Source organism: Streptomyces sp. rh34, from assembly GCF_002551245.1.
GTDB lineage: Bacteria > Actinomycetota > Actinomycetes > Streptomycetales > Streptomycetaceae > Streptomyces.
In genome coordinates, this window is the sequence record NZ_NTGZ01000015.1 from 30,482 (window position 1) to 55,706 (window position 25,225).

Consider the following 25,225-nt stretch of genomic DNA (forward strand, 5'->3'; position numbering starts at 1 on the left):
TCTGGGCGCAAGCCCTTTGGGCCCATAGATGGGGCACGCGGAGGGCACGCTGCACCGTAAGAGGTCTAGACAACAAAGAAGCCCCGGGCCGCTGGCCTGGGGCTTTCGTATGGAGCGGGTGACGAGAATCGAACTCGCGCTCTGAGCTTGGGAAGCTCATGTTCTACCATTAAACTACACCCGCGAAGCGCGCCGATCACCGGCGCTGCATCGTTCCACACTCTACCCCATGCCAGACCCCCGGCGGATGAGCCGTGGGGCCTCCGTGTCGTGTGTCCGGTGGGAGGGGGAGGGTGGACGGGGGTGTGATGGGCGGGAGTTGGGGGCGTAGCGTGGGTGGTCGGAGTGCCGTGTGGAGTGGCACCCCGTTCATCCCCTAATGTGGCTTTCTCGTCCATATGTGGTTGGGGAAGGGACTTGATGGAGTCGATGGAGCGCACGGTCGTCCGTTGTGCCGAAGGGCATGTTTTCGCTACCTCGTCGTTCCCGATGCAGCAGCTCGGGGCCGGCCGGATCGGGCCCGGGCGGTTGATCCGGTGTCCCCGGTGTGCGCGGTTGCGGCAGGCCGTGCCGGTGGCGTTCGAGAAGCGGTAGCGAGCGGACGCGGGAAAGAGAAGTAGCGGGGCGGAGGTGTTCCGCAGGCGCGCGGGTGGTCCGGTTGGGGCGGGCTCGCGCGTTCTGCGTATCCTCGGGACGTGCTTCTCTCAGACAAGGACATCCGGGCCGAGATCGACGCCGGCCGAGTCCGTATTGATCCGTACGACCCTTCGATGGTGCAGCCGTCGAGCATCGACGTGCGGCTGGACCGCTACTTCCGGGTGTTCGAGAACCACCGGTACCCGCACATCGATCCGGCCGTCGAACAGCCCGATCTGACCCGTACGGTCGAGCCGGAGGGCGACGAGGCGTTCATCCTGCACCCCGGGGAGTTCGTGCTGGCGTCCACGTACGAGGTGATCTCGCTGCCCGACGATCTGGCCTCGCGGCTGGAGGGCAAGAGCTCGCTCGGGCGGCTCGGGCTGGTGACGCACTCGACCGCCGGGTTCATCGACCCCGGGTTCTCCGGGCACGTGACCCTGGAGCTGTCGAATCTCGCGACCCTGCCGATAAAGCTCTGGCCGGGTATGAAGATCGGGCAGCTCTGTCTGTTCAAGCTGACCTCGTCCTCCGAGTTCCCGTACGGCTCCGAGCGGTACGAGTCGCGGTACCAGGGGCAGCGGGGGCCGACGGCCTCGCGGTCGTTCCAGAACTTCCATCGGACCCAGGTGTGATCAACCATGGCGAGTGACGAGCGGGAAAACCTGACGTACGAGGGCTTCGGGCAGGCGGTGCGCGAGCTGGCGCAGGCCGTCGCCGACGACGGGTACGAGCCCGATGTCGTCCTCAGCATCGCTCGGGGTGGTGTGTTCGTCGCCGGTGGGCTTGCCTACGCGCTCGACTGCAAGAACATCCATCTGGTGAATGTGGAGTTCTACACCGGGGTCGGGACGACCCTGGAGATGCCCGTCATGCTGGCGCCCGTGCCCAACGCGATCGACTTCTCCGAGAAGAAGGTGCTGATCGCCGACGACGTCGCCGACACCGGCAAGACGCTGAAGCTCGTCCACGACTTCTGCGTCGACCATGTCGCGGAGGTGCGCAGCGCCGTCATCTACGAGAAGTCCCACTCGCTCGTGAAGTGTGAGTACGTGTGGAAGAAGACCGATCAGTGGATCAACTTCCCGTGGAGTGTGGAGAAGCCCGTCGTGCGGCGGGACGGGCAGGTTCTCGACTCCTGACCTCACTCACGCGCGCAGCGGGCGGTGCGCCGTGCGCCGTGTCCGTACGTGAGAAGGCCCCCGGAGCGTGTTCTGTGCTCCGGGGGCCTTCTGTTCGCGCGGTCTCTCAGATCGTGCCCAGCTTGATGATCGACAGCAGCGCGATCAGCTGGATCGCCGATGCTCCCAGCGCCTTCGGCCACGGCAGGTCGTGCGACTTGCTGACCATGGACGCGAACAGCGCCCCGGCCGCCAGCCAGGTCAGCCAGCCCACGATCTGGACCAGGGAGTTCTCGCCGCCCAGGAAGACGGCGAAGAGGAGGCGCGGGGCGTCGGTCATCGACATGATCAGCATCGACAGGCCCACCGTCGGCTGCCACGAGCCCGTGCCGCCGAGCTGGCGGGCCAGGGTGTGGGTCACCGCGCCGAGGACCAGGCCGCCGATGACGAAGCCGACGCCGGTGAACAGGACGTACGGGATGGCCGTCGAGATCGTCGCGTTGATCGCTTCGTCGCGCGCCTGGTCGAAGCCGAACAGGGCGAGCAGGCCGTAGAGGAACGTGACGACCAGTGCCGGGCCCCAGACCGGGTAGTCCCGCATCTGCCAGAACGTCGGCCCCGGGCGCGCCACGATGCCGGTCAGCAGCTCCTTCCAGCGCAGGCGCGGGCCTGTCGGCTGGGCGGGCGCGGAACCGGCCTGGTAGGTGTCGCCGCCGCCGTAGAGGTCCTCGTCGACGCGGAACGCCTGCGTGTGACCCGGGTTGTTGGCGTACGGGTCATGGGGTGCGGGGTCCGCGTACGGGTCGCCGAAGTACTCCGGTTCGCCGTGACCGCCGTGACCGCCGTGACCGCCGTGACCGCCGTGACCGCCGTGACCGCCGTGGCCGTGAGGGCCCTGGCCGTGTCCGCCGTGTCCGCTTGGCCCGGGGCCCGCGTAGCCGCCGCCGGTGTTGTACGGGGCGGCGCCCTGCGGGGGGCCGTACGGCGGTGGTGCTCCGCCGTTGCCTGGGCCTCCTGCCGTCGGCCACGGCTGTGCACCGTACGGCGGCTGTGGTGCCTGCCCTCCGTACGGCTGCTGCCGCTGCTGCTGCGGTTGTTGCGGGGTGCGGTTGTCCCGGCCGCGTCCGATCCTGAATCCAGCCACCCGTCGAACGTACCTGGTCCCTGGGGGCGGGGAGTGGGGGCCGGGGGAACCCGCCCGCCATTGCGGCCGACCTGTGACATCCCCTAGGGCTCCCCGGGGTCCCGGGGGAGGGGGAGCTCAGGGAGAGTTCAGGGGAGGAACAGCGCCGTGGAGAAGGTGAGGAGCGGCCTGTCCGTGTTACCCGCCGGGTAGAGGGCGATCAGGTCCTGCCGCTCGCCCCGGTACGTCCGCACCACCGTGTCCTGCTTCTTGTCGGCGTCGTAGTCGCCGTGGTCCAGGAGGGTGGTGCGCGTGCGGGCGGTGGTGGTGAGCGGTGCCTCGGGGAGGTCCTCCGCCCTGAACGCGTAGGCGCCGCCCGGCCGGGCCGGGCCCTTCGCGGAGCCGAGCAGCAGCGTGCCCTTGGCCGACTGGCCGGGGGCGTGCGGGCGGGCGGCGGTGACGAGGTCGTCGTCACCGTCCCCGTCGGTGTCGGCCCTGGGCTCGGGGGCGTAGAGGTACGGGCCGCCCCCGGGAAGCAGGTCCGCGCCGCGCGGGGCTCCGGTGCGGGAGAACGGGCCGTGCAGGAACGTGACCCGACCGTCGCCGGCGGTGGCCGCGAGGTCGGCCTTGCCGTCGCCGTCGAAGTCGCCGCACACCGGCTGCTCGGGCCACTCGTCGTCGAACCGGGCCTTCTGCGGGATGCGTACGGTGACCGCCTTGCCGGTGAGGCCGGTCGGGGAGCCGAAGAGGATCTGGAGCGGTACGGGCGGGGCGCCGACGCCGTTGTACGGGGGGTCGGTGGAGACGATCAGGTCGGTGAAGCCGTCCCGGTCCAGGTCGCAGGCCGACTCGGCGTCGAACGCGGCGGGCAGGGTGTCGCCGTACTTCGCCGCGTTCGCGCGGGCGCTCAGCAGCTGCCGGGCGGCCGGGTCCAGGGGGCGGTCGTCGGAGCCGTAGACGATGCCGATGCCCGCGTCGTCGCCGTGACGGTCACCGGGGGCCCTCACCAGGTCGTCGACGACCAGGTCCCGGTGGCCGTCGCCGTTGAAGTCGTACGGGACCCGGCTGCCGGCACCGCGCGGTACGGGGATGCGAGCCGGGCCCGCCCGGGAGCGGGACTTGGACTGTGCTTGTGCCTCCGGCGGGGTGTCGCCGTTCTTGCCGTCGGATGCGGATGCGGATGCGGATGAGCGTGAGGGCGAGGGTCCTTCGGCGGCCGCGGGGTTTCCGCAGCCGGTGAGTGCGAGCAGCAGAGCGGCGCAGCCCGCGGCGAGGGCGGCCGTCGCTCTGGTGGTGACCGCTGCCTTCGGGGGCGTGATGCGTGGGCGCACGGGGCCTCGTTCGTCGCTCGTTCGTTCGTCGTGTGCTGTTCGCTGTCCGCCTTCTGCCGGTGCGGGGTTCCCCACCCGCGACCGGGCGGCTCCGGGGCACATGATGCTCCAGATGCGCCGTTGCGTACATGTCCGGGCTCACATGCGGCCGTCGTCACTCCCGGGCCGGGGAGCTCGGGTGCGGGGCCGGGCACGGAAAAGCGGCCGGTCCTGCCCCCGAGGCAGGTCCGGCCGCTCATCGCGTCGACTCGTTACGTCACTTTGCCGGTTCGGGCTCCGGCGCGTCCACCTGTTCCGGCTCGCCCGCCGGATCGGCCGGGGTCTTCACGGACTCCAGGAGGAGCTGCGAGACGTCCACGACCTGGATGGACTCCTTGGCCTGGCCGTCGTTCTTCTTGCCGTTGACCGAGTCGGTCAGCATGACGAGGCAGAACGGGCAGGCGGTGGAGACGATGTCCGGGTTGAGGGAGAGGGCTTCCTCGACGCGCTCGTTGTTCACGCGCTTGCCGATCCGCTCCTCCATCCACATCCGCGCGCCACCGGCGCCGCAGCAGAAGCCGCGCTCCTTGTGACGGTGCATCTCCTCGTTCCGCAGCCCCGGGACCTTCGCGATGATCTCGCGCGGCGGGGTGTAGATCTTGTTGTGGCGGCCCAGGTAGCACGGGTCGTGGTACGTGATCAGGCCCTCGACCGGGGTCACCGGGATCAGCTTGCCCTCGTCGATGAGGTGCTGGAGCAGCTGCGTGTGGTGGATGACCTCGTACTCGCCGCCGAGCTGCGGGTACTCGTTCGCGATGGTGTTGAAGCAGTGCGGGCAGGTCGCGACGATCTTCTTCGACGACTTGGGCTTCTTCGTCGTCGTGTCACCTTCTTCACCTTCGGCGGAGTCCTCGCCAAACGCCATGTTCAGCATCGCCACGTTCTCCTGGCCGAGCTGCTGGAACAGCGGCTCGTTGCCCAGGCGGCGCGCGGAGTCACCGGTGCACTTCTCGTCGCCGCCCATGATCGCGAACTTGACGCCCGCGATGTGCAGCAGCTCCGCGAAGGCCTTCGTGGTCTTCTTGGCCCGGTCCTCCAGGGCGCCCGCGCAGCCGACCCAGTACAGGTAGTCGACCTCGGTGAGGTCCTCGACGTCCTTCCCGACGATCGGGACCTCGAAGTCGACCTCCTTGGTCCACTCGACACGCGCCTTCTTGGCCAGCCCCCAGGGGTTGCCCTTCTTCTCCAGGTTCTTGAGCATCGTGCCCGCCTCGGACGGGAACGATGACTCGATCATCACCTGGTAGCGGCGCATGTCGACGATGTGGTCGATGTGCTCGATGTCGACCGGGCACTGCTCGACGCAGGCGCCGCAGGTGGTGCAGGACCAGAGGACGTCCGGGTCGATGACGCCGTTCTCCTCGGCGGTGCCGATGAGGGGGCGCTCGGCTTCGGCGAGGGCGGCCGCGGGAACGTCCTTGAGCTGCTCCTCCGTGGCCTTCTCGTTGCCCTCCATGTCCTTGCCGCCGCCGGCCAGGAGGTAGGGGGCCTTGGCGTGCGCGTGGTCGCGCAGCGACATGATCAGGAGCTTGGGGGAGAGGGGCTTGCCGGTGTTCCAGGCGGGGCACTGGGACTGGCAGCGGCCGCACTCGGTGCAGGTGGAGAAGTCGAGGATGCCCTTCCAGGAGAACTGCTCGACCTGGGAGACACCGAAGACCGCGTCCTCGGCCGGGTCCTCCCAGTCGATCTCCTTGCCGCCCGACGTCATCGGCAGGAGCGCGCCGAGCGCGACGTCACCGTCGGCGTTCCGCTTGAACCAGATGTTCGGGAAGCCGAGGAAACGGTGCCAGGCGACACCCATGTTGGTGTTCAGCGAGACCGTGATCATCCAGATCAGCGAGGTGCCGACCTTGATCATCGCGGCGAGGTAGATGAGCGTCTGGAGCGTGCTGAGGCTCAGCCCCTCGAAGGCGAGGACCAGCGGGTACGACACGAAGTACGCGGCGTCGTAGCTCTCGACGTGGTGGATCGCGCCTTCCAGTCCGCGCAGCACGAGGATCGCGAGGCCGATGACCAGAATGATGTACTCGACGAAGTACGCCTGCCAGGCCTTCGAGCCCGCGAAGCGCGACTTACGGCCGGCCCGGGACGGCAGGTTCAGCAGCCGGATCGCCATCAGGGCCACGATCCCGACGACCGTCATCAGGCCGATGAACTCGATGTACATCTCGAACGGCAGCCAGCCGCCGATGATCGGCAGCACCCAGTCGGCCTGGAAGAGCTGCCCGTACGCCTGGAGCAGCGTGGGCGGCAGTGTCAGGAAGCCGATGGCGACGAACCAGTGGGCGAAGCCGACGATCCCCCACCGGTTCATCCGGGTGTGGCCGAGGAACTCCTTGACCAGGGTGATCGTCCGCTGCTGGGGGTCGTCGGTGCGGCTGCCTGCTGGTACCGGCTGTCCGAGACGGACGAAGCGGTAGATCTGCGCGACGGCTCGGGTGATGAGCGCAACGCCGACGACCGTCAGCACCAGCGACACAATGATCGCGGCGAGTTGCATTTCGGGGCTCCTCGGGCCTGCGAGAGCGGGGTCCAGTTACTACTACCCACTACTACTAAGCAGTAACTTAATTAGTCTGTGCTGACACTATCCACTTATTCCACCGTGCTGTAGCCGGGGCGTCGGTGATCTGCGTCGCTCAGGTGTGCCTTGGTTCGACGGGCCCTCCGGAGCCGCGTCCGCAGGGGGGCGCGTGCGGCTTCGGCGAGAATCGCCAGGTCGAGCACTACTCCATGGTGCTCCGCGTAGTGCTGGTCCAGCAGGGCGGGGTCGTCCCACGGCATGCCGGACCTGGCGCGCACCTGTGCCAGCCCGGTCAGTCCCGGCCGCAGTTCCTGCCGCCACTGCCGGGCGCCGGGCCGCGCGGCCCGTGGATCGCCCGGGGCCAGTGGGGCGGGGCCGACCAGGGAGAGTTCGCCGCGTACGACGTGGGGCAGGCGGGAGAACAGGTCCAGCCGGAGCCTGCGGGTGCGCAGGGTGCGCAGCTCGAAGACCCGGCCGCCCAGGCCGGTCCGGGGGCGGCGGTCCCAGGCGCCGCCCGGAGTGTGCCGCGCGCCCAGGGCGAGGGCCGCGACGGCGACGGCGGGGGCGGTCAGGATCAGCAGGACGGTGCCGAGAGTCAGGTCCAGGACCCGTTCGGCCGGTGCGCGCGGGAGGAAGCGGTCCGTGACCCGCCCGGCCCGGTCGGTGAGGCCGGTCAGGCGTGCCGCGGGGCGCGAGGGGAACTGGCCTCTGACCGTCCCTGCCACCGCCCTGTACGGGGACGGGTGCGGGGGTGGGGGCGGGGTCGCGTGCGGATGTGGGTGCGCGTGCGGATGTGCCTCGTGCGGTGCCGGGCTGTGCGGCTCCGCCTCGGGTGACTCCGAGCGGGGCTGGGGCGGGCGGGGGAGTGGTCGCTGCGGACCCTGGGTCGGCCGGGTCTGGTGGGTCTGCTGGGGGTGTTCGGTCTTCTGGGGCCGCGGGTTCCTGTGGTTGGTCTTCTTCTGGTTCTTGAGGTCCTGCTGGCCCTGTCGGCCCTTCCGGGCCTTCTGGCTTCTCTGGTTCTTCCGCCGTACGCGCGGCTTCCTCGCGTTCTGCATCGCGCCCGCCCGGGGTTCGAGGTCCGATGGTGTGACGATCCACGGTGAAACCTGCCGGTCGGTGACGGTTGTGACCGTCTCACGGCATTTTGTGACAGAACGATCCCACGGTGAGACGGTGGGGCGGGTGGTGTGTGAGGGGCGTGGCGTGCGCGGGTGCGGCGTGGGGTGACCGGGGAGGGCGGGCAGGCCCTGGGTGTGTTCTCCGTGTGCACTTAAGTTGAGCGTAAGGGACTCAGGTCTGTTGACTCCGGGGCGGGCGTCGTGCATCCTTGAGTCAGATCCACTCAAGTAGTCAGTTGGAGGAATTGAAATGGCACGTGCGGTCGGCATCGACCTGGGCACGACTAACTCCGTCGTCAGCGTTCTCGAAGGCGGCGAGCCCACCGTCATCACCAACGCCGAAGGCGCCAGGACCACGCCGTCCGTCGTCGCCTTCGCCAAGAACGGCGAGGTGCTCGTCGGCGAGGTCGCGAAGCGCCAGGCGGTCACCAACGTCGACAGGACCATCCGCTCCGTCAAGCGCCACATGGGCACTGACTGGAAGATCGACCTGGACGGCAAGAGCTTCAACCCGCAGCAGATGAGCGCCTTCATCCTGCAGAAGCTGAAGCGCGACGCCGAGTCCTACCTGGGCGAGAAGGTGACCGACGCGGTCATCACCGTCCCGGCGTACTTCAACGACTCCGAGCGTCAGGCGACGAAGGAGGCCGGCGAGATCGCGGGCCTGAACGTCCTGCGCATCGTCAACGAGCCGACCGCCGCAGCCCTGGCGTACGGCCTCGACAAGGACGACCAGACGATCCTCGTCTTCGACCTCGGTGGCGGCACCTTCGACGTGTCCCTCCTGGAGATCGGCGACGGCGTCGTCGAGGTGAAGGCCACCAACGGTGACAACCACCTCGGTGGTGACGACTGGGACCAGCGCGTCGTCGACTACCTGGTGAAGCAGTTCGCCAACGGGCACGGCGTGGACCTGTCCAAGGACAAGATGGCTCTCCAGCGTCTCCGCGAGGCCGCGGAGAAGGCGAAGATCGAGCTCTCGTCCTCGACCGAGACCACGATCAACCTGCCCTACATCACGGCGTCCGCCGAGGGCCCGCTGCACCTGGACGAGAAGCTCACGCGCTCGCAGTTCCAGCAGCTGACCGCGGACCTCCTGGACCGCTGCAAGACCCCGTTCCACAACGTCATCAAGGACGCGGGCATCCAGCTCTCCGAGATCGACCACGTCGTTCTCGTCGGTGGCTCCACCCGTATGCCCGCCGTCGCCGAGCTCGTCAAGGAGCTGACCGGCGGCCAGGACGCCAACAAGGGCGTGAACCCGGACGAGGTCGTCGCCATCGGCGCCGTGCTCCAGGCCGGTGTCCTCAAGGGCGAGGTCAAGGACGTCCTGCTCCTCGACGTCACCCCGCTGTCCCTCGGCATCGAGACCAAGGGAGGGATCATGACCAAGCTCATCGAGCGCAACACCACGATCCCGACCAAGCGCTCCGAGATCTTCACGACGGCCGAGGACAACCAGCCGTCCGTGCAGATCCAGGTCTACCAGGGCGAGCGCGAGATCGCGGCGTACAACAAGAAGCTCGGGATGTTCGAGCTGACCGGTCTGCCGCCGGCCCCGCGCGGTGTCCCGCAGATCGAGGTCGCCTTCGACATCGACGCCAACGGCATCATGCACGTCACGGCCAAGGACCTCGGCACCGGCAAGGAGCAGAAGATGACCGTCACCGGCGGCTCCTCGCTGCCGAAGGACGAGGTCAACCGGATGCGCGAAGAGGCCGAGAAGTACGCGGAGGAGGACCACGCCCGCCGCGAGGCCGCCGAGTCGCGCAACCAGGGCGAGCAGCTCGTCTACCAGACGGAGAAGTTCCTCAAGGACAACGAGGACAAGGTCCCGGCCGACGTGAAGACGGAGGTGGAGACCGCCGTCGGTGAGCTGAAGGAGAAGCTCAAGGGCGAGGACTCCGCCGAGATCCGCACGGCAACCGAGAAGGTCGCGGCCGTCTCCCAGAAGCTCGGCCAGGCGATGTACGCCAACGCCCAGGCCGAGGGTGCGACCCCGGGCGCCGACGCCCCGGGCGACGCCCAGGCCAAGGCCGACGACGACGTCGTCGACGCCGAGATCGTGGACGACGAGAAGGACACCAAGGGCGGTGCGGCGTGACCGAGGAGACTCCGGGCTTCGAGGAGAAGCCCGACGTCCCCTCCGGCGCCACCCCTGATGACGCCGAGCCGAAGGCTGCCGACTCCTCCGAGGAGGAGACGGCAGCCCCGGCCGGGGACCTCGACCCGACCGTCGGTCTGACCGCACAGCTGGACCAGGTACGCACCGCGCTCGGTGAGCGCACCGCGGACCTCCAGCGGCTCCAGGCCGAGTACCAGAACTACCGCCGCCGCGTCGAGCGGGACCGGGTCACGGTCAAGGAGATCGCTGTCGCGAACCTCCTGTCCGAGCTCCTGCCCGTCCTCGACGACGTCGGCCGCGCGCGGGAACACGGCGAGCTGGTCGGCGGCTTCAAGTCGGTGGCCGAATCGATGGAGACCATCGTCGCGAAGCTGGGCCTCCAGCAGTTCGGCAAGGAGGGCGAGCCCTTCGACCCGACGATCCACGAGGCCCTGATGCACAGTTACGCGCCGGACGTCACCGAGACGACCTGCGTGGCGATCCTGCAGCCGGGGTATCGCATCGGCGAGCGCACCATCCGCCCCGCGCGGGTGGCCGTGGCCGAGCCGCAGCCGGGCGCCACGCCCGCCGCGGCCAAGGAAGAGAAGACAGACGACGAGGAGAGCGGTGGCACCGAGGAGGTCTGACGGCAACGCGTCTGACCACCAGGGTGCACACCGACCGGCCCGGCGGCCGGCCCACGGGCCGGCCGCTCGGCCGATCGTCCGGAAGGAGGGACGTCGATGAGCACGAAGGACTTCGTCGAGAAGGACTACTACAAGGTCCTCGGCGTCCCCAAGGACGCCACCGACGCCGAGGTCAAGAAGGCGTACCGGAAGCTCGCCCGCGAGTTCCACCCGGACGCCAACAAGGGCGACGCCAAGGCGGAGGAGCGCTTCAAGGAGATCTCCGAGGCGAACGACATCCTCGGTGACCCCAAGAAGCGCAAGGAGTACGACGAGGCGCGCGCCCTCTTCGGCAACGGCGGCTTCCGCGCCGGCCCCGGTGGTGCCGGCGGCAACTTCAACTTCGACCTGGGCGACCTCTTCGGAGGCGGCGCCCCGGGTGGCGGCGGACAGGGCGGCGCGGGCGGCTTCGGCGGCGGCGGGGGCGGTCTCGGCGACGTCTTCGGCGGGCTGTTCAACCGCGGCGGCGCGGGCGCCCGCGTCCAGCCGCGGCGCGGCCAGGACATCGAGTCCGAGGTGACGCTCAGCTTCACCGAGGCGGTCGACGGGGCCACGGTCCCGCTGCGGATGTCCAGCCAGGCGCCCTGCAAGGCGTGTTCCGGCACCGGCGACAAGAACGGCACCCCCAGGGTCTGCCCGACCTGTGTCGGCACCGGCCAGGTCTCGCGCGGCAGCGGCGGCGGCTTCTCGCTCACCGACCCCTGTGTGGACTGCAAGGGCCGGGGCCTCATCGCCCAGGACCCCTGCGAGGTCTGCAAGGGGAGCGGCCGGGCGAAGTCGGCGCACACCATGCAGGTGAGGATTCCGGCGGGCGTCACCGACGGCCAGCGGATCCGGCTGCGCGGCAAGGGCGGTGCGGGCGAACGCGGCGGTCCGGCCGGCGACCTCTACGTCGTCGTCCACGTCGACGCCCACCCGGTCTTCGGCCGCAAGGGCGACAACCTCACGGTCACCGTGCCCGTCACCTATCCGGAGGCGACGCTCGGCGGCGAGGTCAAGGTCCCCACGCTCGGCGGCCCCCCGGTCACCCTGAAACTTCCCGCCGGCACCCCCAACGGGCGTACGATGCGCGCCCGGGGCAAGGGTGCGGTGCGCAAGGACGGCACCCGCGGAGACCTGTTGGTCACCGTGGAGGTCGCGGTCCCCAGGGACCTGGGCCAGGAGGCCAGGGACGCCCTGGAGGCCTACCGGAAGGCGACCGCGGACGAGGACCCGCGGGCGGAGCTGTTCCAGGCTGCGAAGGGAGCTTGAGATGGACGGCCGTCGACGCAATCCGTACCAGCTGACCGATGAGACACCGGTGTACGTGATCTCGATCGCGGCCCAGCTCTCGGGCCTTCACCCGCAGACACTGCGCCAGTACGACCGTCTCGGCCTGGTCTCCCCGGACCGTACGGCCGGGCGCGGCCGGCGCTACTCGGCCCGCGACATCGAGCTGCTGCGCACCGTGCAGCAGCTGTCGCAGGACGAGGGCATCAACCTGGCGGGCATCAAGCGGATCATCGAGCTGGAGAACCAGGTCGCGGCCCTCCAGCAGCGCGTCGCCGAGCTCTCGGCGGCGGTGGACGGCGCGGCGGTCGCCATGCGGCAGCGCGAGGCCCAGGTGCACGCCTCGTACCGCCGGGACCTGGTGCCGTACCAGGACGTGCAGCAGACCAGCGCGCTGGTGGTCTGGCGTCCGAAGCCGAAGCGGCCGATGGACTGACCGGACACGGCCGACCGACCGGCAGGACACGGTCGGCGTGTGTCGGCGGGATCCGGCGTGAGCCTCGGGGCCGGGAGAGCGGATGACGCTCTCCCGGCCCCGTCGTCGTGTGCCCCCTCGTGTGCCCTCGTGGCCCGGTCGCCGCGCATCCTCAGTGGCCGAACATCCCCGGAGTGTTCCGGCGGAATACGGTTGGCACCAAGTAGCCCGGCGTATGCAGCAAGTTGACAGTGATCACCCCTGGCGCGGGCACGTGTCACTGGCAAGCTTGTGGGCGTCGGCGAGGGAAGCCGGCGAGCCACATGACGTACGGGGAGGAACACATGGGCGTCTGCGCGTTCACCAGGAGGATGGTCGGTACCGGGGGAATGATCCTGGGGCTGGTCGTCGGGGCGGCCGCCGTCCCGGCCCACGCCAGTGCCGGGACGGGTGTCGTGTCCGGGCACGGCGGGGCGGCCACGCTGCCGTGGGGGGTCTCGCAAGCCGTGTCGGAGGGGTCCCGCGCGGTCTCCGGGGTCCTCTGCGGCCTACCGCTGCCGAAGGGTCTCGGACCGGACAGGGGCAAGCCCAAGTGCGTCAACGGCTGGCAGTAGACGGTCCGGTCGAGGTCGAGGTCGAGATCGTGGTGGTCCGGGCCGCCGTGCCGGCCGCGCCCGCCGGGACCGCGGTGCTCCGGCTCCTGGGAATGCTGCCCGCGCACTGGGAGTGCGCCCAGCGCATCGAGGAGGACCGGATCACCGTCCTGGTCCGGGGCGGCGGGCGGCAGGACGTGCGGGAGCGCTGCGCCGAGGCGCTGAAGGACCGGACGCTGGAGGGCTGGACGCTGGAGGACGGCCGGCGGGTCCCGTAGGGCCTCGGGGAGACGGGCCCTCACCCGTGGTGCCGGGGGGCCTCAGATCCAGCCCCTCTCACGGGCCAGCAGGGCCGCGTGCGGGCGGCTGGTCGCGTTCAGGATGCGCAGGACGTCAGCGACGTGACGGCGGTACGTCCGTACCGAGATGTCCAGGTTACGGGCGCCCGTCTCGTCCTTCGTGACCCGGCACATCTCCTCCATGACACGCTGCTCCATCTCCGAGAGCACGCCCGTCGGCGCGGGATCGGTGTCGATCAGGGCGGCGAGGTCCGTGGCCTCGGTCCAGATCTTCTCGAACAGGGCCAGGATGTTGGAGACCAGACCGGCCTGCTGGGTGACCAGTGCGCCGCTCGACGTGTCCGCCGGGTCCACGGGCACCAGGGCCGTCCGGCGGTCGTAGACGAGGATGCGCTCGGACAGGTCGTCCGCGGCTCGGATCGACGCGCCCTGCGCCCTGAGCTCGCGGAGGTAGGCGACGGTGGGCGGGTGGTCGAGCGCCTCCCGCAGCACCACGCTGCGGATCCGCACGCCCCGGCGCAGACACCGGGTGTCGAGCGGGCGCGCGTGCGCGATGTTCTCGGGGGTGAGGGTGGTGTACGGCTCGACGGAGAGGATCTCCTGCCGGGCGAAGAAGGCCAGGTCGTCGATCCGGTCGCGGATGTGCCGCAGGACTTCGAGCCGCTCCACGCCCTGCGTGGCGAGGGGGCGGGCCTGTTGTTCGGCGGTCAGGTCGGCCACCAGATGCCGGGACCTGGTGACCTGGTGGAGCTGTTCGTGCAGCTCGCGCAGCCGTATCTCCGTGAGCCGCTCGATCGCGGTCTCCGGATCGGTCGCCGTCGCCGCGCCGTGTTCGTCGGTCCGCAGGAGGCACAGCTCGTCGAGCCGGGCGAGGGCCTTCTCCACGTCCTCACGCGGGCGGTGGAGGAGGATGTCGATGTCCTCGGTGCTGGTCCCGGGATTGCGCAGGAAGTACCGATAGACGCGTTCCTCCGTCGCGTCGATACCGAGTATCGACAGACTTCCGTCGTTCACTGCTGCCGCCCCCCGCGTGCCGCACAACAACTGCCGGCGCGCCGGCATGGGTCAGATGCCGCGCGCCCGTCGAACTGATGGCTGGGGCATGGGTCAGATGCCACGCAGCCGTCGAACTGATGAGGGAAAGGGTAATCGAAGGGTAAAGGCGCAGGTAGTCCCGGTCGGTCGAGGAACGGACGCGGGACGGACAACAGACGACACCAGTGGATGATCACAACTAGGGGGCCGCTGTGACGGCGATGACCGACCGACAGGTACTGGATTTCACCACGCTCACGGAACGCGAGCGCGAAGTGCTCGCGCTGCTGGCCGGCGGCGAGCAGAACCGCTGGCTCGCCCGGAGACTCGGCATCACGGAACGTACGGTCCGGGCGCATACGTCGAGCATCGTGCGCAAGCTGAACCTGAAGTCCCGGTTCGAGGCCGCGATCGTGTCGAACCTGTACGCGGAGGACATCAGGGGTCTGCGTCCGTGACCTGACCTTCTCCCGTGCCGGCCTCCGGGTGCGGCACGACAGCCGAAGTCCCCTGCGGGAATCCCTTCCAGCAGGGGACTTCACGTGTGGCCGTTGACCGTGTGCTCAGCCGGGCAGGGCTGTGCTGATCGCGTCGACCAGCATCATCCACATCGGCTGGCCTCCGGTGCCGAACGCCGCGGACAGCGCGTAGCCGACGGCCGCGTCGAGCGGTTCGACGGTCCCGGCGTCCTCCCGCCACTCGGCGATCACCCGGCGGTCGCCGTCCGACGAGAAGTCCCCGAGGTGCTTCCCGTCCCGGGTCAGCCGGCTGCAGGGGATCGAGTCGGGGACGAGCCGGTAGCGCGTGCCCGCGCAGACGACGTCGACCCGGTAGGACTGCCTCCGCAGCCTGCCCTTGGCGGGCTTGATCGTCGCGGCCTCGCCGTCCACCGTGATCGTGAGGTGCCGGGGGTCCCGGGTGCCGATGACGATGTGGTCGTCGACCTCGGCCTCGGGCGCGCGGACGATGGTGATCGTGGGAATCCGCTCGCCGCTCACGACGAGCTTCTCCCGCTGTTCGCCCAGGAGTTCGACGGCGATGGCGCCGTAGTGGTCGTCCTCGGTCGCGGCGGGCAGAGGCAGGGGAGTGGTGTCGGTCATCTGGATCCTTGAACCCTTCGGTCGTGCTGAGGGGGGTGTTCAGCGAGAGAGTTGTTCGACGAGCGGACATGCGGTTCTGGCGGTGCCGGCGCACGGAATTCTCGCAGGGCGCGGCAGCCGCCCGGGACGCTCAGTGAGGTGCGGACGATCCGGCAGGGGTCAACTGCGTGGCGGTGAGGTCCTGGTAGAGGGCGCTGCGCTCCAGCAGCTCCTCGTGCCGTCCGTGATCGCTGACCCGGCCGTTCTCGAACAGGACCAGCCGGTCCGCCGAGGTGACCGTCGAGAGCCGGTGGGCGATGAGCAGCACCGTGCAGTCCCGCGCCGCCTCCTCCACCGTCCTGCGCAGCGCCGTCTCGCTGAGCCCGTCGAGATGGGCGGTGACCTCGTCCAGGAGCAGGACCTGGGGGCGGCGCAGCAACGCCCGTGCGATGGCCAGCCGTTGGCGCTCGCCACCGGAGAGCGCCAGGCCGCGGGAGCCGACAGCCGTGTCGAGACCGGCCGGGAGCGAGGAGACGAAGTCGTCGAGCAGGGTCCTGCGGAGCACGTCGGCTACGGCTTCGTCGCTCGCGTCGGGCGCGGAGTAGAGGAGGTTCTCCCGGAGCGTGCCGGCGAGCATCGGGGAGTCCTGCTCGACATACGCGATACGTCGCCGGAGCTCGGCCCGGCCGAGGGTGCGGATGTCGGTGCCGTCCAGCAGGATGCGGCCGGCCTCGCTGTCGTAGAACCGCTGGATCAGGGAGAACACCGTCGTCTTGCCGCTGCCGGACGGGCCGACGATCGCGGTGACCTTCCCCGCCGGTGCGACGAAGGTGGTGTCGTTCAGGACGGGGGTGCGCCCCTCGTAGGCGAAGGTCAGGCCGTCGACCGTGACCCGGGGCGGCGGGCCGGACGGCACCGGCGGCGTGCCGTCCACGTCGTCCTCCGCCGCCATGGACCGCACCTCCTCGATCCTGGCCAGGGCGCCGAGCCCCTGCTGGAGGGCCGTGGTCCCGCCCACGAGCGAGAGGACCGGGCCGCCCAGGTTGAAGAGGTAGAGCAGGAAGCCGATCAGCGCGGCCAGTTCGAGGGTGCCCATGGCGACCAGCGCGCCGCCGAAACCGATGACGGCGAGGAAGGACGCCTGGACGATCAGCCCGGCGAGCACGGCGATCAGCGCGTGGTACCGGGCCCCCTTGAGGCCGGCCCGGTAGGCGCGTTCGGCTGCGTCGGTCGCCCGCTCGGTCTCCTTCGCCTCGGCGCCGTTGGCCTTCACGGTCCGGGCCGCGCCGAGCGACCGGTCGAGCGCGGCGCCGATCTCGCCGACGGAGGTCTGCGCCTCGGTGGTCACCCTCTTGATGCGCGGCATGACGACGCCCATCGCGATGCCCACGACCACCAGCACGGCGGACGTGATGCCGAGCAGCGGCAGACTGACGATGCCCATCAGCACGATCGTGGCCAGGAGGTGGATCGATCCGTCCACGAGCTGGATGAGACCGCCCGTCGCCGCGTGCTGGACGAGCGTGCTGTCGGACGTGACGCGGGTGGTCAGGCCACCCGGTTCGACGCGGTCCAACTCCGCGCTGCGCAGGCGTATCAGGCGCGCTATGAGGCCGCGACGGACCTGGAGCACGACCCGCTCGGCGGTCCGCTCGCTGAGCCAGGCCTGCACCCAGGTCAGCCCGATGGAGGCGACCAGCAGGCCGAACAGCAGGAGGAGATCGTCCCGCAGCCCCTCGCCCGTCATGAGCTTCGCCAGGACCGACTGGATGACCAGAGGCTGAGCGAGACCGGCGGCACTGCCCAGAAGGGTCAGGGCCAGAACGGTGAGGAGGACGCCGCGGTGCGGACGCGCGTACGAGAGCAGCGCCCGCAGCGCGGGCCGCTCTGCCGGAGGCTGTTCTGCGTCAGGTGGGTTCACCCTCGTAGTTCTATCCCCTTCTTCGCATGCGGGGGAACTGTCGCTTGCGGCAATGCCGCAAGAGTCAATGGTGCGGGCCCGGCGTCGCGGGTCATCATTCTTTCTGTCCGCAACGGACGCCGGACATCGCATGGATGACCGGTCGTCAATTCCCTTTCATGGAGAGAAAACTGATGCAGAACGTCACCGAGCAGGACCTGTTCGACGGCTACACCGCCTACACCTCCGCCGAGGAGCTGGGCCTGCACGACGGCAAGGACGCCGCGCCGGCGTTCAGCCCCACCATCCCGTGGGCGATCCGCGCCACGATCATCAGCGCCCGTTCCTCGCAGCAGTGCGCCGCCGCTCTCGGCTCGCTCGCCGCGAAGACCGTCGAGAACAAGTGCTGACCAGGCTCTCTTCGTAGTGAGCCGCGGGGTCCGGCCGGAGTGCACACTCCGGCCGGGCCCCGGCCCCAACGCGCACAGGAGGCGTCGTGGAGGAACAGCAACGGGACTTCGAGCGCGTTCTCGTCGTGGGGACGGGAGCCCTCGGCGTCGCCTTCCTGCCGTTCTGGATCAACTGGCTCGGGAATTCCTTTCCCGAGGTGGAGAAGCGGGTGGTGCTGACGCGCTCCGCGTGCCGGTTCGTCTCGCGGGACGCGGTGGCCGTGCTCTCCGGAAAAGAAGTGCTCATCGACGACTGGAACACTTTCTCCGGCGTCGACGTGCCCCATGTCGAACTCGCGGAATGGGCGGACCTGATTCTCGTCCATCCCGCCACACTGAATTTCGTCGGCCGGTACGCACTCGGCGTCGCCGACACACCGCTGATGGTCGCGCTGCACACCACCCGGGCCTTGGTGGGTGTCGCGCCGTCGCTGCCGCCCGGTGCGCTCGGCAGCCCGGTCGTCCGGGAACACCTGGCGGTGCTGCGCGAGCGGCCCGGCGTGGTGCTCGCGCCGACGATCCCCGCGCGGAGCGCGCGCACGGGTGAGGTGGCGGACGGTGGCTCCGCCCCGCTGAACGAGCTGTACGACCTCTGCGTCGCGCGCCGGAAGGAGAGCGGGGGCAGCGGCGCTCCGGGGGACGCGCCCGGCGACGGAACCGGGACCGGGCCGGGGCGGGGCCGCCCCGACGCGGCCGGGGACCGGGAGCGGGCGGCGTGACCGGAACGGACTCCCTGACCGGAACGGGCCCCCTGACCGGAACGGCCGTCCTCGTGGCGGAGCACGGTACGGGCCTCCAGGCCACCCGGGTGTACGAGGAACCGGACGGCGGCTTCCTGTGGTGGCACGGTCCGGGGCACCGTTACGCCGGGCCACTGCGTGCGCCCGGCCGGCTGGTCCCGCTCGTCCCCGGCCAGGAAGCGGTCACGGGGGCCGCGCTGCTGTCCACCGGGCAGACGCACGGATCCGGGCTGCTCCACCGGGCCGCCGGCGCCGCCTCGGCCGCCGCCTGGCTGCGGGACCCCCGCCCGCAGGCCGGGCGGCTCGTCGCCCACTCCCTCACCGCCGCCGCCCGGGCCCTGCGGGTCCTGCACGGCGTCCCCCTGCCCCAGGGCCCCGAGCCGGCTCCGCCGCCGGGCCTGCGGCGGCTGCGGGAGTGGGCGAGCGGGACGGTTCCGCTGGTCCCCGCCGCGGAGCGGCTCCGGCGACACGCGCTGGAGGTGTGGGGCGGTGCCCGCACGGCGCGGCTCCTCGACTGGGCGGACGACGCCGAACGGCCCACGGGCGCCGGGGCGTCGGCCGTGCTCCTCCACGGCTGGGCCTCGACCGGTGCGCTCGTACCGCCGAGGAGCCGCGGCCGGGTGGCGCTGCTGACCGGCCAGGACCTCGGCGCCGGGCGCCGGGAGCTGGACCTGGGCTGGATGCTCGGCGACCTCGTCGAGCTGGCGTGGTCGTCACCGCTCTACCGCGCGGCGCACGACGGCGCCGGGGCTCCGGACGAGGGCGCCGGGCTGCCGTCCGCGGCCGTCCTCCAACAGGTGTTCCTGGGCGTGTACGGCGAGAGCGGCGACGGCGACAGCGGCGGAAGCGGCGACCGCACCGGCGGCGGAGGCCCGGTGTACGACCCGGCGGCCGTGGGGCGCTGCGCCGTGCTCCGCGTCGTCACGCACATGCGGGACTTCGCCACGTACTGCGAGTGGAGCGACGAATTGCTGGACTACCTCGCCTTCACCGCCGAGTTGATCGATGAGGAGGGCCGCCGGGCGGTCCCCCGAGGAGTGTCATGACGACCACGACGAACGAAGCGCCCGCGCTGATCCGCTACCGGCCGACCGGCCTCGACGCCGCACCGGAAGTGAACGCGCTGCTGGAGCGGCTGGGCCTCGGCCCCTTCGCGCCGGAGGGGCTGACCGCCTTCGGCGGCCGCAACGACAACTGGGCCGGGACGACGACCCGCGGTCAGCAGGTCTTCGTCAAGACGGTCGCCCGGTCCCCCGACGGCAGCCGTCCCGAGATCGACCGCGCGCTCGCCTTCGAGGCGTCGGCCGCACGTCTCCCGGCCGGGTCACCGCTGCGTACGCCCGAACACCTCGGGACCGACCGGGCCGCCGCCGTCAGCGCGTTCCGGCTGCTGCCCGGGGCCCGTTCGGGCTCGGAGGTCGCGCTGGACGGCGACTTCGACGAGCGACTGTGCCGGGAGGCGGGGCGTGCCGTCGCCACCCTGCACGCCATGGAGCCGGTGGGCGGCCCGGCGAGCACGGGGCAGGCCCCGGCCGTCGGCGCGGCGGAGGTGGGGATCGACACGGGTGAGGCCCCCTTGCCGCCGATGCGCTGGCTGCGGGCGTTCCCGTGGAACGAGGTCCAGGACCGCAGCATGGCGCAGATCGCCGCCTGGAAGCTGGTCCAGGACGACACCGAGGTCGTCGCCGCGCTCCACCGGCTGCGCGAGCGGGAGCGGACGGCGCCGCACACCCCGGCCCACTGCGACCTGCGTTTCGACCAGTTCATCGTCCACGGGGGCTCGCTCTACCTCTGCGACTGGGAGGAGTTCAGGTGGGCCGATCCGGCCCGGGACGTCGGAGCGTTCGTCGGCGAGTGGCTCTTCCAGGCCACCTACTCCGTCTTCGCGCCGACGGGCGAGGCCGCCGCCGGGGACACCGTCGCGCCCGGCTTCGACCTCACCCACCAGGAGATCGTCGAACGCGGCACCGCCGGGCTGCGTCGCCACATCCCCCGGATCGCGGCCTTCTGGGAGGGCTACACCGGCTGCCGGACCCCGGACCCGGAGCTGGCGGAGCGGGCCGTCGGGTTCGCGGGGTGGCACCTGTTCGACCGGCTCATCGCCACCGCACAGGCGCACGCCGTCCTCAACCCGGTCGCGCGCGCCGCCGCCGGGATCGGACGGACCCTGCTGCTGAATCCGGCCGGGGCCGTGTCCACCCTCCGTCTGACCGCACCCGCCGCCGCACCACGCCGCACCGCCGCCACGTCCGGGAGCCCCCGATGATCCTCGACCGTCCGCTGCCCCGCTCCGCCGAGCCGTCCCCGGCACCGCGTCTCACCGCCGCGCTCGACCTCGTGTCCGTACGGGCCGACGGTCTCGCGGCGGAGGTCGCCGGGCGGAAGCTGACCGCTGACAGCCCGCGCGACCTGCGCGGCCGGCTCACCAACGCGCTGTACGAGGAGTTCCACGCCGGGAACGGAGCGCACCGCCGGGACGCGGACGCCCCGCCCCGCAGGTCGCTGCGCGACTCCGCGCTGGAGCGCCGCCTCACCGAGGCCGTGCCGCACGCCAGGACCCCGGTCACGGGGCGGCTGGTCGAGGTCACGGACGGCGGCGAACTGGTCGTACGGCTGCCGGAGATCACCGCCCGGCTCGGCGCCGACCGGCTCATCACCCCCGGTACGCCCGCCCCCGGCGAGCTGGTCGAGGTCGCGCTGGAGGCGGCGCGCCCCGCTCTCTCGCCCGGCTTCTTCTACGTCATGGGATCGCGGGCCCTGCCGTCCCCCGCGGGCCCGGTCCGCCGCCTCTTCCTGCACGCCCGCGACGCGGACGGGGCCGTCGTGCTGTGGGCCGCGGCGCTGACCGCGCTGGAGGGGGCCGGGGCGCGCTACCACGCCAAGGTCCTCTCCGACGAGGACGACTACCCGCGTCGCGACAGCGTCGTCGTCTATCTGCACGGCGACCACGCACCGGCGGAACGGGCCGTGGTGGCCGCCGTCCGGGACCTGCCGGGGCTGGGCGCCGACACCTCGCTCTTCACCGCCCGGCTCGCCCCCGGCGTCGCCGCCGCGTGGGACCCGCGGGACCCGCGCCCCGGACACGACGGCATGAGCTTCGGGCAGCACCGCAGTTTCGCGTTGGCCACCGCGCTCGTCGACCACGCCCTGGACGGGGCCGACGACCTCGCCGGTCACGTCGTACGGGCCTTCCGCGCGGCGGGCATCGACCCCGCGCACCCCGAGAACAACCTTGCCGCGGACCCCGAGCGTCCCGAGATCGAGCTCGCCGCGGACACCCTGACCACGACCGCTGGAGCGTGAGCCCGATGACCACCGCCGAAACCACGGACACGACGACCACCGCCGAGACCACGGCCACCGTCGGCACGACGACCACCGCCGACACGACGACCACCGCCGACGCGTCGGAAGCGGCCGACGACGCGGGAACCCCCGCCGGGGCGGGCGGCTTCGGTGCGGCGATCACCACCGCCTACAGCGACGCCCTCGCCGGGGTGTACGACGAGATCTACCCGAGCACGCCCGACCTCGACGACATCGGCACCTACCTGCTCACCCTCACCACGCCCGGCGCGAGCGTCCTCGAACTCGGCGTCGGCACCGGCCGGGTGGCGCTCCCGCTCGCGGAGCGCGGCTTCGACGTCCACGGCGTCGAGACCTCGGAGAGGATGCTGGCCCGCCTCGCGGAGAAGGACCCCGAGGGCCGGGTCACCCCGGTCCACGGCGACTTCTCCGGTCTCGATCTCGGTCGCACCTTCGACGTGGTCCTCGCCCCCTTCAACGTGCTGTGCTGCGCGATGGCGGTCGACGAGCAGATCGCGCTGACGCACGCGATGGCGCGGCACGTGGCGGCGGACGGGCACGTGGTGATCGAGACGTTCGACCCGAGCGACTACCACGTACAGAAGAAGAACGAGGTCAACACCTACCCGATCGGCGGGCGCGGGGCGCTCATCGAGTCCGTGGGCGTCCTGCCCGCCTCGCAGAACATGATGCTGCAGAGCACGCTCTTCCTGGACGGCGACACACCCCGGTCCGCCACCACCGTGATGCGCTACGTGTGGCCGGGGGAGCTCGACCTGCTGGGCGCCATCGCCGGTCTGGAGCTCGTCGGCCGGTACGCGGGCTGGCGCGAGCAGCCCTTCGACGGGGGCGACAGCCGGAAGATGTGCGTGTCCGTGTTCCGGCCGCTGGCATGAGCCCGCACGCGACCGCCGCCGCCCCGGACGCGGCCGCCGGGCGGGTGAGCGTGCTCGCCAACGGACTGCGGGTGTGCGCGGAGGCGGTCCCGCAGTACGGGCGCGGCCTCGCCGCCGTCGCCCTGACCGTGGCGGCCGGAGGGGACGACGACCCCGCCGGGCGGCACGGCACGGCGCATCTCGTCGAGCACCTGATGTTCCCCCGCTCCGGCCCGGGCGCCGGCGACGGGGAAGGCCACGCGGCCCTGGTCGAGGGCGCGGGCGGGGTCTGCAACGCCGAGACCCACCGCGACCACACCGTCTTCCACACCACCGTCCCCGCCGGCCTCCTGCCGGCCGTCCTGGCGGCGGAGGCACGCCGCCTGCTCGGCTTCGCGCCCACCCGGGACGTGATCCGCACCGAGACCGCCGTCATCGCCGAGGAGATCCGGGGGGCGGGGGCCGGCGGCCGGTACTGGGAAGCGGCGCTGGACGGGCTCTACCCGGGGAGCAGGGACAGCTTCGGTACGGCCGCCGAGCTGGACGGCATCGGCGCCGACGAGGCCGAACGCTTCCAGCGCACCTACTACACGCCCCGGCGGATGGTCCTCTCGGTCGTCGGGGACATCGATCCCGCGCGCGTCTCAGCTGCGGCGCACGAACTCTTCGCCCCGCTCGGTTCCCCGGCCCCGCACGGCTCCGGAGAACCGCCCGTACGGGCCCGGCCGCCCGCTCCGGCCCCCGGCCCGCACCCGGAGACCCGTACCGCGCCCGTGTCCGCCGCCGCGCCCGGCGTGGCGGTCGGACACCGTCTCCCCGACCCGGTCGCCGAACGCCCCGCGTACCTCGCCCAGGTCGTTCTGGCGCAGGTGCTCGGCCGGTCCCGGCTGCCGGCGGTGGCGCGGTCGGCGCGGGACGGGCATCGCCTCACCTCCGCGACCGTCACCTGCGGCTACCACGGCCAGTGGCTCGCCTCGGCCGCCCCCGACCTGACCCTCGCGGTGCTCGGCCGGGCGCCCGGCACCGACGTCGACGCGGCGGCCGGCGTCTGGCGGTCCGTCCTGCGGACCCTCGCGGACCGGCCGCCTTCCGGGGCCGAGCACCGGCGGGCGGTGAACTCCCTGCTGGTCGCCGTCCACCGGCAGACCGACTCGCTCCCCACCCGCGCCGTCGCCCTCGGCCGCGCCGCCCTGCTCCTGCCGGGATCCGCCGGGCCCGACGGGCTCCCCGAGGAGCTGCGGGCGACCACTCCCGCGCAGGTGGCGGACGCGGCCCGCGCCCTGCTGGACGGGCCCACCACCGTGACCGAACTCGTCGCCCGGGAAGGCGCCGCCGGATGAACCGCACCACCGCCGCCGTCCTGCCCACCGGGCTGCGCGTCCTCGCGACGCACGCCCCCGGCGCCCCGCTCGCGGAGCTGCGCCTCGTCATCCCCTACGCGCGCACCGAACCGGGCCTCGCCGCCGCCCAGGAGCTCCTCGCTGCCTGCCTCGGGACGGGCAGCCGGGACCGTACCCGTCAGGAGATCGCCGACCGGGCCGCCGACCTCGGCGCCGAGATCAGCACCGTCGTCACCGCCGAGTCCCTGATCCTCTCGGTCAGCGTGCTCGCGCCGGGCCTCCCCGGCGCGCTCGACCTGCTGGCCGAGCTGCTGGTGCGCCCGCGGTACGAGGCGGGGGAGGTGGCCCTCGCCCAGCGCCGGGCGGCCGCCGCTCCCCGTGCCCCCGCGAGCCGCGTACGGCTGCGTCGTGCCGCGCTCGCGCACGGCTTCGGGCCGCACCCGCTGACCTCCCGCTCCGGTGGTACGGCACCGCTTCTGGACGTCGTCTCCCTGGCGCCCGATGCCCTCGGGGCCCTTCACACGCGCGCCGTCGTGCCCGGCGGGTCGTCACTCGTCGTACTGGCGGGCGCCGAGCCGGACACCGTGCTGCGCCTGGCCAACGAGCGGCTCGCGCCCTGGACGGGCGGCCCGTCGGGTCTGACCCTCCCGCGCTTCACGCGTCAGGATCCCCGGCCGGGGCGGGTCGGGCTCGACGTCGTCGAGGGCGGCGGCGGTGTCGGCGGCGACCGTACGGCCCGACCCGGCGACCAGGCTCTCGTCCTGGCCGTCGGGCCCGCCGTCCCCACCGCCGACCCGGAGCACGCCCCGTTCCACCTGGCTCAGCTGCTGCTGGGCGGTTACGCCTCCGCCCGCCTCGGCCGTCGGATCCGGGACCGGCACGGGCTCGCGTACGCGGTCTCCGCCCGTCTCCGCGAGAACGGGGCGGGCGGCTGGCTGGAGATCGAGTGCGCGGGAGCACCGGGCAGCGCGGACCGGATCTCCGGCGAGATCACCCGGTGCCTCCGGGAGCTCGCCGCCCGGGGCCCGTCCCCGGCGGAGGTGGACCGCGCCCGCGCCTACGCGACCGGCTTCACCCGCTTCGCCCTGGCGACCCGCGCCGAGGAGGCGAGCGCGCTGGCGGGCTTCGCCGCGGCGGGGCTGGAGCCGGACTGGCTCGACGGCTACCGGGACCGCCTCGCGGCCGTCACGCCCGCCCAGGTGGTGGCGGTCTGTCTCTTATACACATCTCTGATGGCGCGAGG

General features: G+C 71.7%; 24 protein-coding genes and 1 tRNA gene. 17 read left to right on the forward strand and 8 right to left on the reverse strand.

Annotation, left to right across the window (positions count from 1 at the left end):
• Nucleotides 1-110 precede the first annotated feature (110 nt).
• Nucleotides 111-184, reverse strand: a tRNA-Gly gene (locus tag CR470_RS05640).
• Nucleotides 185-695: 511 nt separating this feature from the next.
• Here CR470_RS05640 and dcd point away from each other — a divergent pair.
• Both dcd and CR470_RS05650 read left to right on the forward strand, forming a co-directional pair.
• Complete coding sequence (gene dcd, locus CR470_RS05645) at nucleotides 696-1,271, forward strand: dCTP deaminase (protein ID WP_050358434.1); 576 nt, start codon at nucleotides 696-698, stop codon at nucleotides 1,269-1,271.
• 6 nt (nucleotides 1,272-1,277) lie between these two features.
• Nucleotides 1,278-1,778 (forward strand): phosphoribosyltransferase, encoded by a 501-nt coding sequence (locus tag CR470_RS05650; protein ID WP_097866467.1) that lies wholly within the window; start codon nucleotides 1,278-1,280, stop codon nucleotides 1,776-1,778.
• A gap of 106 nt (nucleotides 1,779-1,884) precedes the next feature.
• Here the strand turns inward: CR470_RS05650 and CR470_RS05655 are convergent, their stop codons facing one another.
• From CR470_RS05655 to CR470_RS05670, 4 genes are all read right to left on the reverse strand, one after another.
• Nucleotides 1,885-2,901, reverse strand: a complete 1,017-nt coding sequence (locus CR470_RS05655; RefSeq protein WP_097866468.1) for a Yip1 family protein — start codon at nucleotides 2,899-2,901, stop codon at nucleotides 1,885-1,887.
• Nucleotides 2,902-3,029: 128 nt separating this feature from the next.
• Complete coding sequence (locus CR470_RS41105; protein WP_097866469.1) at nucleotides 3,030-4,211, reverse strand: FG-GAP repeat domain-containing protein; 1,182 nt, start codon at nucleotides 4,209-4,211, stop codon at nucleotides 3,030-3,032.
• A 256-nt stretch (nucleotides 4,212-4,467) separates the two neighbouring features.
• Entirely contained in the window at nucleotides 4,468-6,750 is a 2,283-nt protein-coding gene (locus CR470_RS05665) for a (Fe-S)-binding protein (protein ID WP_097866470.1), read from the reverse strand.
• 95 nt (nucleotides 6,751-6,845) lie between these two features.
• Nucleotides 6,846-7,499, reverse strand: a complete 654-nt coding sequence (locus tag CR470_RS05670; protein ID WP_097866491.1) for a sugar transferase — start codon at nucleotides 7,497-7,499, stop codon at nucleotides 6,846-6,848.
• A 643-nt stretch (nucleotides 7,500-8,142) separates the two neighbouring features.
• Here CR470_RS05670 and dnaK point away from each other — a divergent pair.
• The 6 genes from dnaK to CR470_RS05700 all read left to right on the forward strand — a co-directional run bounded on the left by dnaK (nucleotide 8,143) and on the right by CR470_RS05700 (nucleotide 13,237).
• Nucleotides 8,143-9,996, forward strand: a complete 1,854-nt coding sequence (gene dnaK / locus CR470_RS05675) for a molecular chaperone DnaK (RefSeq protein WP_097866471.1) — start codon at nucleotides 8,143-8,145, stop codon at nucleotides 9,994-9,996.
• A complete protein-coding gene (gene grpE / locus CR470_RS05680) occupies nucleotides 9,993-10,643 on the forward strand; it encodes a nucleotide exchange factor GrpE (RefSeq protein WP_097866472.1) in 651 nt (216 codons plus the stop codon). Before dnaK ends, grpE begins: the two co-directional genes overlap by 4 nt.
• 96 nt (nucleotides 10,644-10,739) lie before the next feature.
• Nucleotides 10,740-11,933 carry a molecular chaperone DnaJ gene (gene dnaJ, locus CR470_RS05685; RefSeq protein ID WP_097866473.1) on the forward strand — a complete coding sequence of 398 codons (1,194 nt, stop codon included), beginning with the start codon at nucleotides 10,740-10,742 and terminating at the stop codon, nucleotides 11,931-11,933.
• A gap of 1 nt (nucleotide 11,934) precedes the next feature.
• Entirely contained in the window at nucleotides 11,935-12,387 is a 453-nt protein-coding gene (locus CR470_RS05690; RefSeq protein WP_097866474.1) for a heat shock protein transcriptional repressor HspR, read from the forward strand.
• Between the two features lie 302 nt (nucleotides 12,388-12,689).
• Nucleotides 12,690-12,980, forward strand: a complete 291-nt coding sequence (locus CR470_RS05695; protein ID WP_097866475.1) for a hypothetical protein — start codon at nucleotides 12,690-12,692, stop codon at nucleotides 12,978-12,980.
• Nucleotides 12,959-13,237, forward strand: coding sequence for a hypothetical protein (locus tag CR470_RS05700; RefSeq protein WP_097866476.1), 279 nt, complete (start codon nucleotides 12,959-12,961; stop codon nucleotides 13,235-13,237). The genes CR470_RS05695 and CR470_RS05700 overlap by 22 nt, the downstream gene beginning before the upstream one ends.
• A gap of 42 nt (nucleotides 13,238-13,279) precedes the next feature.
• Here CR470_RS05700 and CR470_RS05705 read toward each other — a convergent pair whose 3' ends face one another.
• Nucleotides 13,280-14,272, reverse strand: coding sequence for a helix-turn-helix transcriptional regulator (locus CR470_RS05705; protein WP_179892159.1), 993 nt, complete (start codon nucleotides 14,270-14,272; stop codon nucleotides 13,280-13,282).
• 242 nt (nucleotides 14,273-14,514) lie between these two features.
• On the opposite strand from CR470_RS05705, the gene CR470_RS05710 reads away from it, so the two are divergent.
• Nucleotides 14,515-14,751, forward strand: coding sequence for a helix-turn-helix domain-containing protein (locus tag CR470_RS05710; protein ID WP_257138450.1), 237 nt, complete (start codon nucleotides 14,515-14,517; stop codon nucleotides 14,749-14,751).
• Nucleotides 14,752-14,856: 105 nt separating this feature from the next.
• Here the strand turns inward: CR470_RS05710 and CR470_RS05715 are convergent, their stop codons facing one another.
• Together CR470_RS05715 and CR470_RS05720 are read right to left on the reverse strand one after the other, a co-directional pair.
• Nucleotides 14,857-15,393, reverse strand: a complete 537-nt coding sequence (locus tag CR470_RS05715) for a hypothetical protein (protein ID WP_097866479.1) — start codon at nucleotides 15,391-15,393, stop codon at nucleotides 14,857-14,859.
• A gap of 130 nt (nucleotides 15,394-15,523) precedes the next feature.
• Nucleotides 15,524-17,293: an ABC transporter ATP-binding protein gene (locus CR470_RS05720; RefSeq protein WP_097866480.1), complete on the reverse strand. Its 1,770-nt coding sequence runs from the start codon at nucleotides 17,291-17,293 to the stop codon at nucleotides 15,524-15,526.
• A 173-nt stretch (nucleotides 17,294-17,466) separates the two neighbouring features.
• Here CR470_RS05720 and lxmA point away from each other — a divergent pair, with 173 nt between their 5' ends.
• The 8 genes from lxmA to CR470_RS05760 all read left to right on the forward strand — a co-directional run.
• A complete protein-coding gene (gene lxmA / locus CR470_RS05725; RefSeq protein WP_018960897.1) occupies nucleotides 17,467-17,682 on the forward strand; it encodes a lexapeptide family class V lantibiotic in 216 nt (71 codons plus the stop codon).
• Between the two features lie 86 nt (nucleotides 17,683-17,768).
• Complete coding sequence (locus CR470_RS05730; protein WP_097866481.1) at nucleotides 17,769-18,440, forward strand: flavoprotein; 672 nt, start codon at nucleotides 17,769-17,771, stop codon at nucleotides 18,438-18,440.
• Nucleotides 18,437-19,507, forward strand: a complete 1,071-nt coding sequence (locus CR470_RS05735; protein ID WP_097866482.1) for a hypothetical protein — start codon at nucleotides 18,437-18,439, stop codon at nucleotides 19,505-19,507. Before CR470_RS05730 ends, CR470_RS05735 begins: the two co-directional genes overlap by 4 nt.
• Entirely contained in the window at nucleotides 19,504-20,727 is a 1,224-nt protein-coding gene (gene lxmK / locus CR470_RS05740) for a class V lanthionine synthetase subunit LxmK (RefSeq protein ID WP_097866483.1), read from the forward strand. Before CR470_RS05735 ends, lxmK begins: the two co-directional genes overlap by 4 nt.
• Nucleotides 20,724-21,764 (forward strand): T3SS effector HopA1 family protein, encoded by a 1,041-nt coding sequence (locus tag CR470_RS05745; protein ID WP_097866484.1) that lies wholly within the window; start codon nucleotides 20,724-20,726, stop codon nucleotides 21,762-21,764. The genes lxmK and CR470_RS05745 overlap by 4 nt, the downstream gene beginning before the upstream one ends.
• A gap of 5 nt (nucleotides 21,765-21,769) precedes the next feature.
• Nucleotides 21,770-22,663, forward strand: coding sequence for a class I SAM-dependent methyltransferase (locus tag CR470_RS05750; RefSeq protein ID WP_097866485.1), 894 nt, complete (start codon nucleotides 21,770-21,772; stop codon nucleotides 22,661-22,663).
• The gene (locus tag CR470_RS05755; RefSeq protein WP_097866486.1) at nucleotides 22,660-23,982 is read left to right on the forward strand and encodes a M16 family metallopeptidase; all 1,323 of its coding nucleotides are present in this window, start codon (nucleotides 22,660-22,662) and stop codon (nucleotides 23,980-23,982) included. The genes CR470_RS05750 and CR470_RS05755 overlap by 4 nt, the downstream gene beginning before the upstream one ends.
• Nucleotides 23,979-25,225, forward strand: a 1,247-nt coding sequence (locus CR470_RS05760) for a M16 family metallopeptidase (RefSeq protein WP_097866487.1), incomplete at its 3' end; no start/stop codon positions are given. The genes CR470_RS05755 and CR470_RS05760, both read left to right, overlap by 4 nt.

Coding starts and splice junctions, on each gene's coding strand:
- CR470_RS05750 (WP_097866485.1), top strand. CDS start 21,770: ATGACCACCGCCGAAACCACGGACACGACGACCACCGCCGAGACCACG.
- dnaJ (WP_097866473.1), top strand. CDS start 10,740: ATGAGCACGAAGGACTTCGTCGAGAAGGACTACTACAAGGTCCTCGGC.
- CR470_RS05665 (WP_097866470.1), bottom strand. CDS start 6,750: ATGCAACTCGCCGCGATCATTGTGTCGCTGGTGCTGACGGTCGTCGGC.
- lxmA (WP_018960897.1), top strand. CDS start 17,467: ATGCAGAACGTCACCGAGCAGGACCTGTTCGACGGCTACACCGCCTAC.
- CR470_RS05690 (WP_097866474.1), top strand. CDS start 11,935: ATGGACGGCCGTCGACGCAATCCGTACCAGCTGACCGATGAGACACCG.
- CR470_RS05650 (WP_097866467.1), top strand. CDS start 1,278: ATGGCGAGTGACGAGCGGGAAAACCTGACGTACGAGGGCTTCGGGCAG.
- CR470_RS05745 (WP_097866484.1), top strand. CDS start 20,724: ATGATCCTCGACCGTCCGCTGCCCCGCTCCGCCGAGCCGTCCCCGGCA.
- CR470_RS05710 (WP_257138450.1), top strand. CDS start 14,515: ATGACCGACCGACAGGTACTGGATTTCACCACGCTCACGGAACGCGAG.
- CR470_RS05755 (WP_097866486.1), top strand. CDS start 22,660: ATGAGCCCGCACGCGACCGCCGCCGCCCCGGACGCGGCCGCCGGGCGG.
- lxmK (WP_097866483.1), top strand. CDS start 19,504: ATGACGACCACGACGAACGAAGCGCCCGCGCTGATCCGCTACCGGCCG.
- CR470_RS05715 (WP_097866479.1), bottom strand. CDS start 15,393: ATGACCGACACCACTCCCCTGCCTCTGCCCGCCGCGACCGAGGACGAC.
- CR470_RS05695 (WP_097866475.1), top strand. CDS start 12,690: ATGACGTACGGGGAGGAACACATGGGCGTCTGCGCGTTCACCAGGAGG.
- dnaK (WP_097866471.1), top strand. CDS start 8,143: ATGGCACGTGCGGTCGGCATCGACCTGGGCACGACTAACTCCGTCGTC.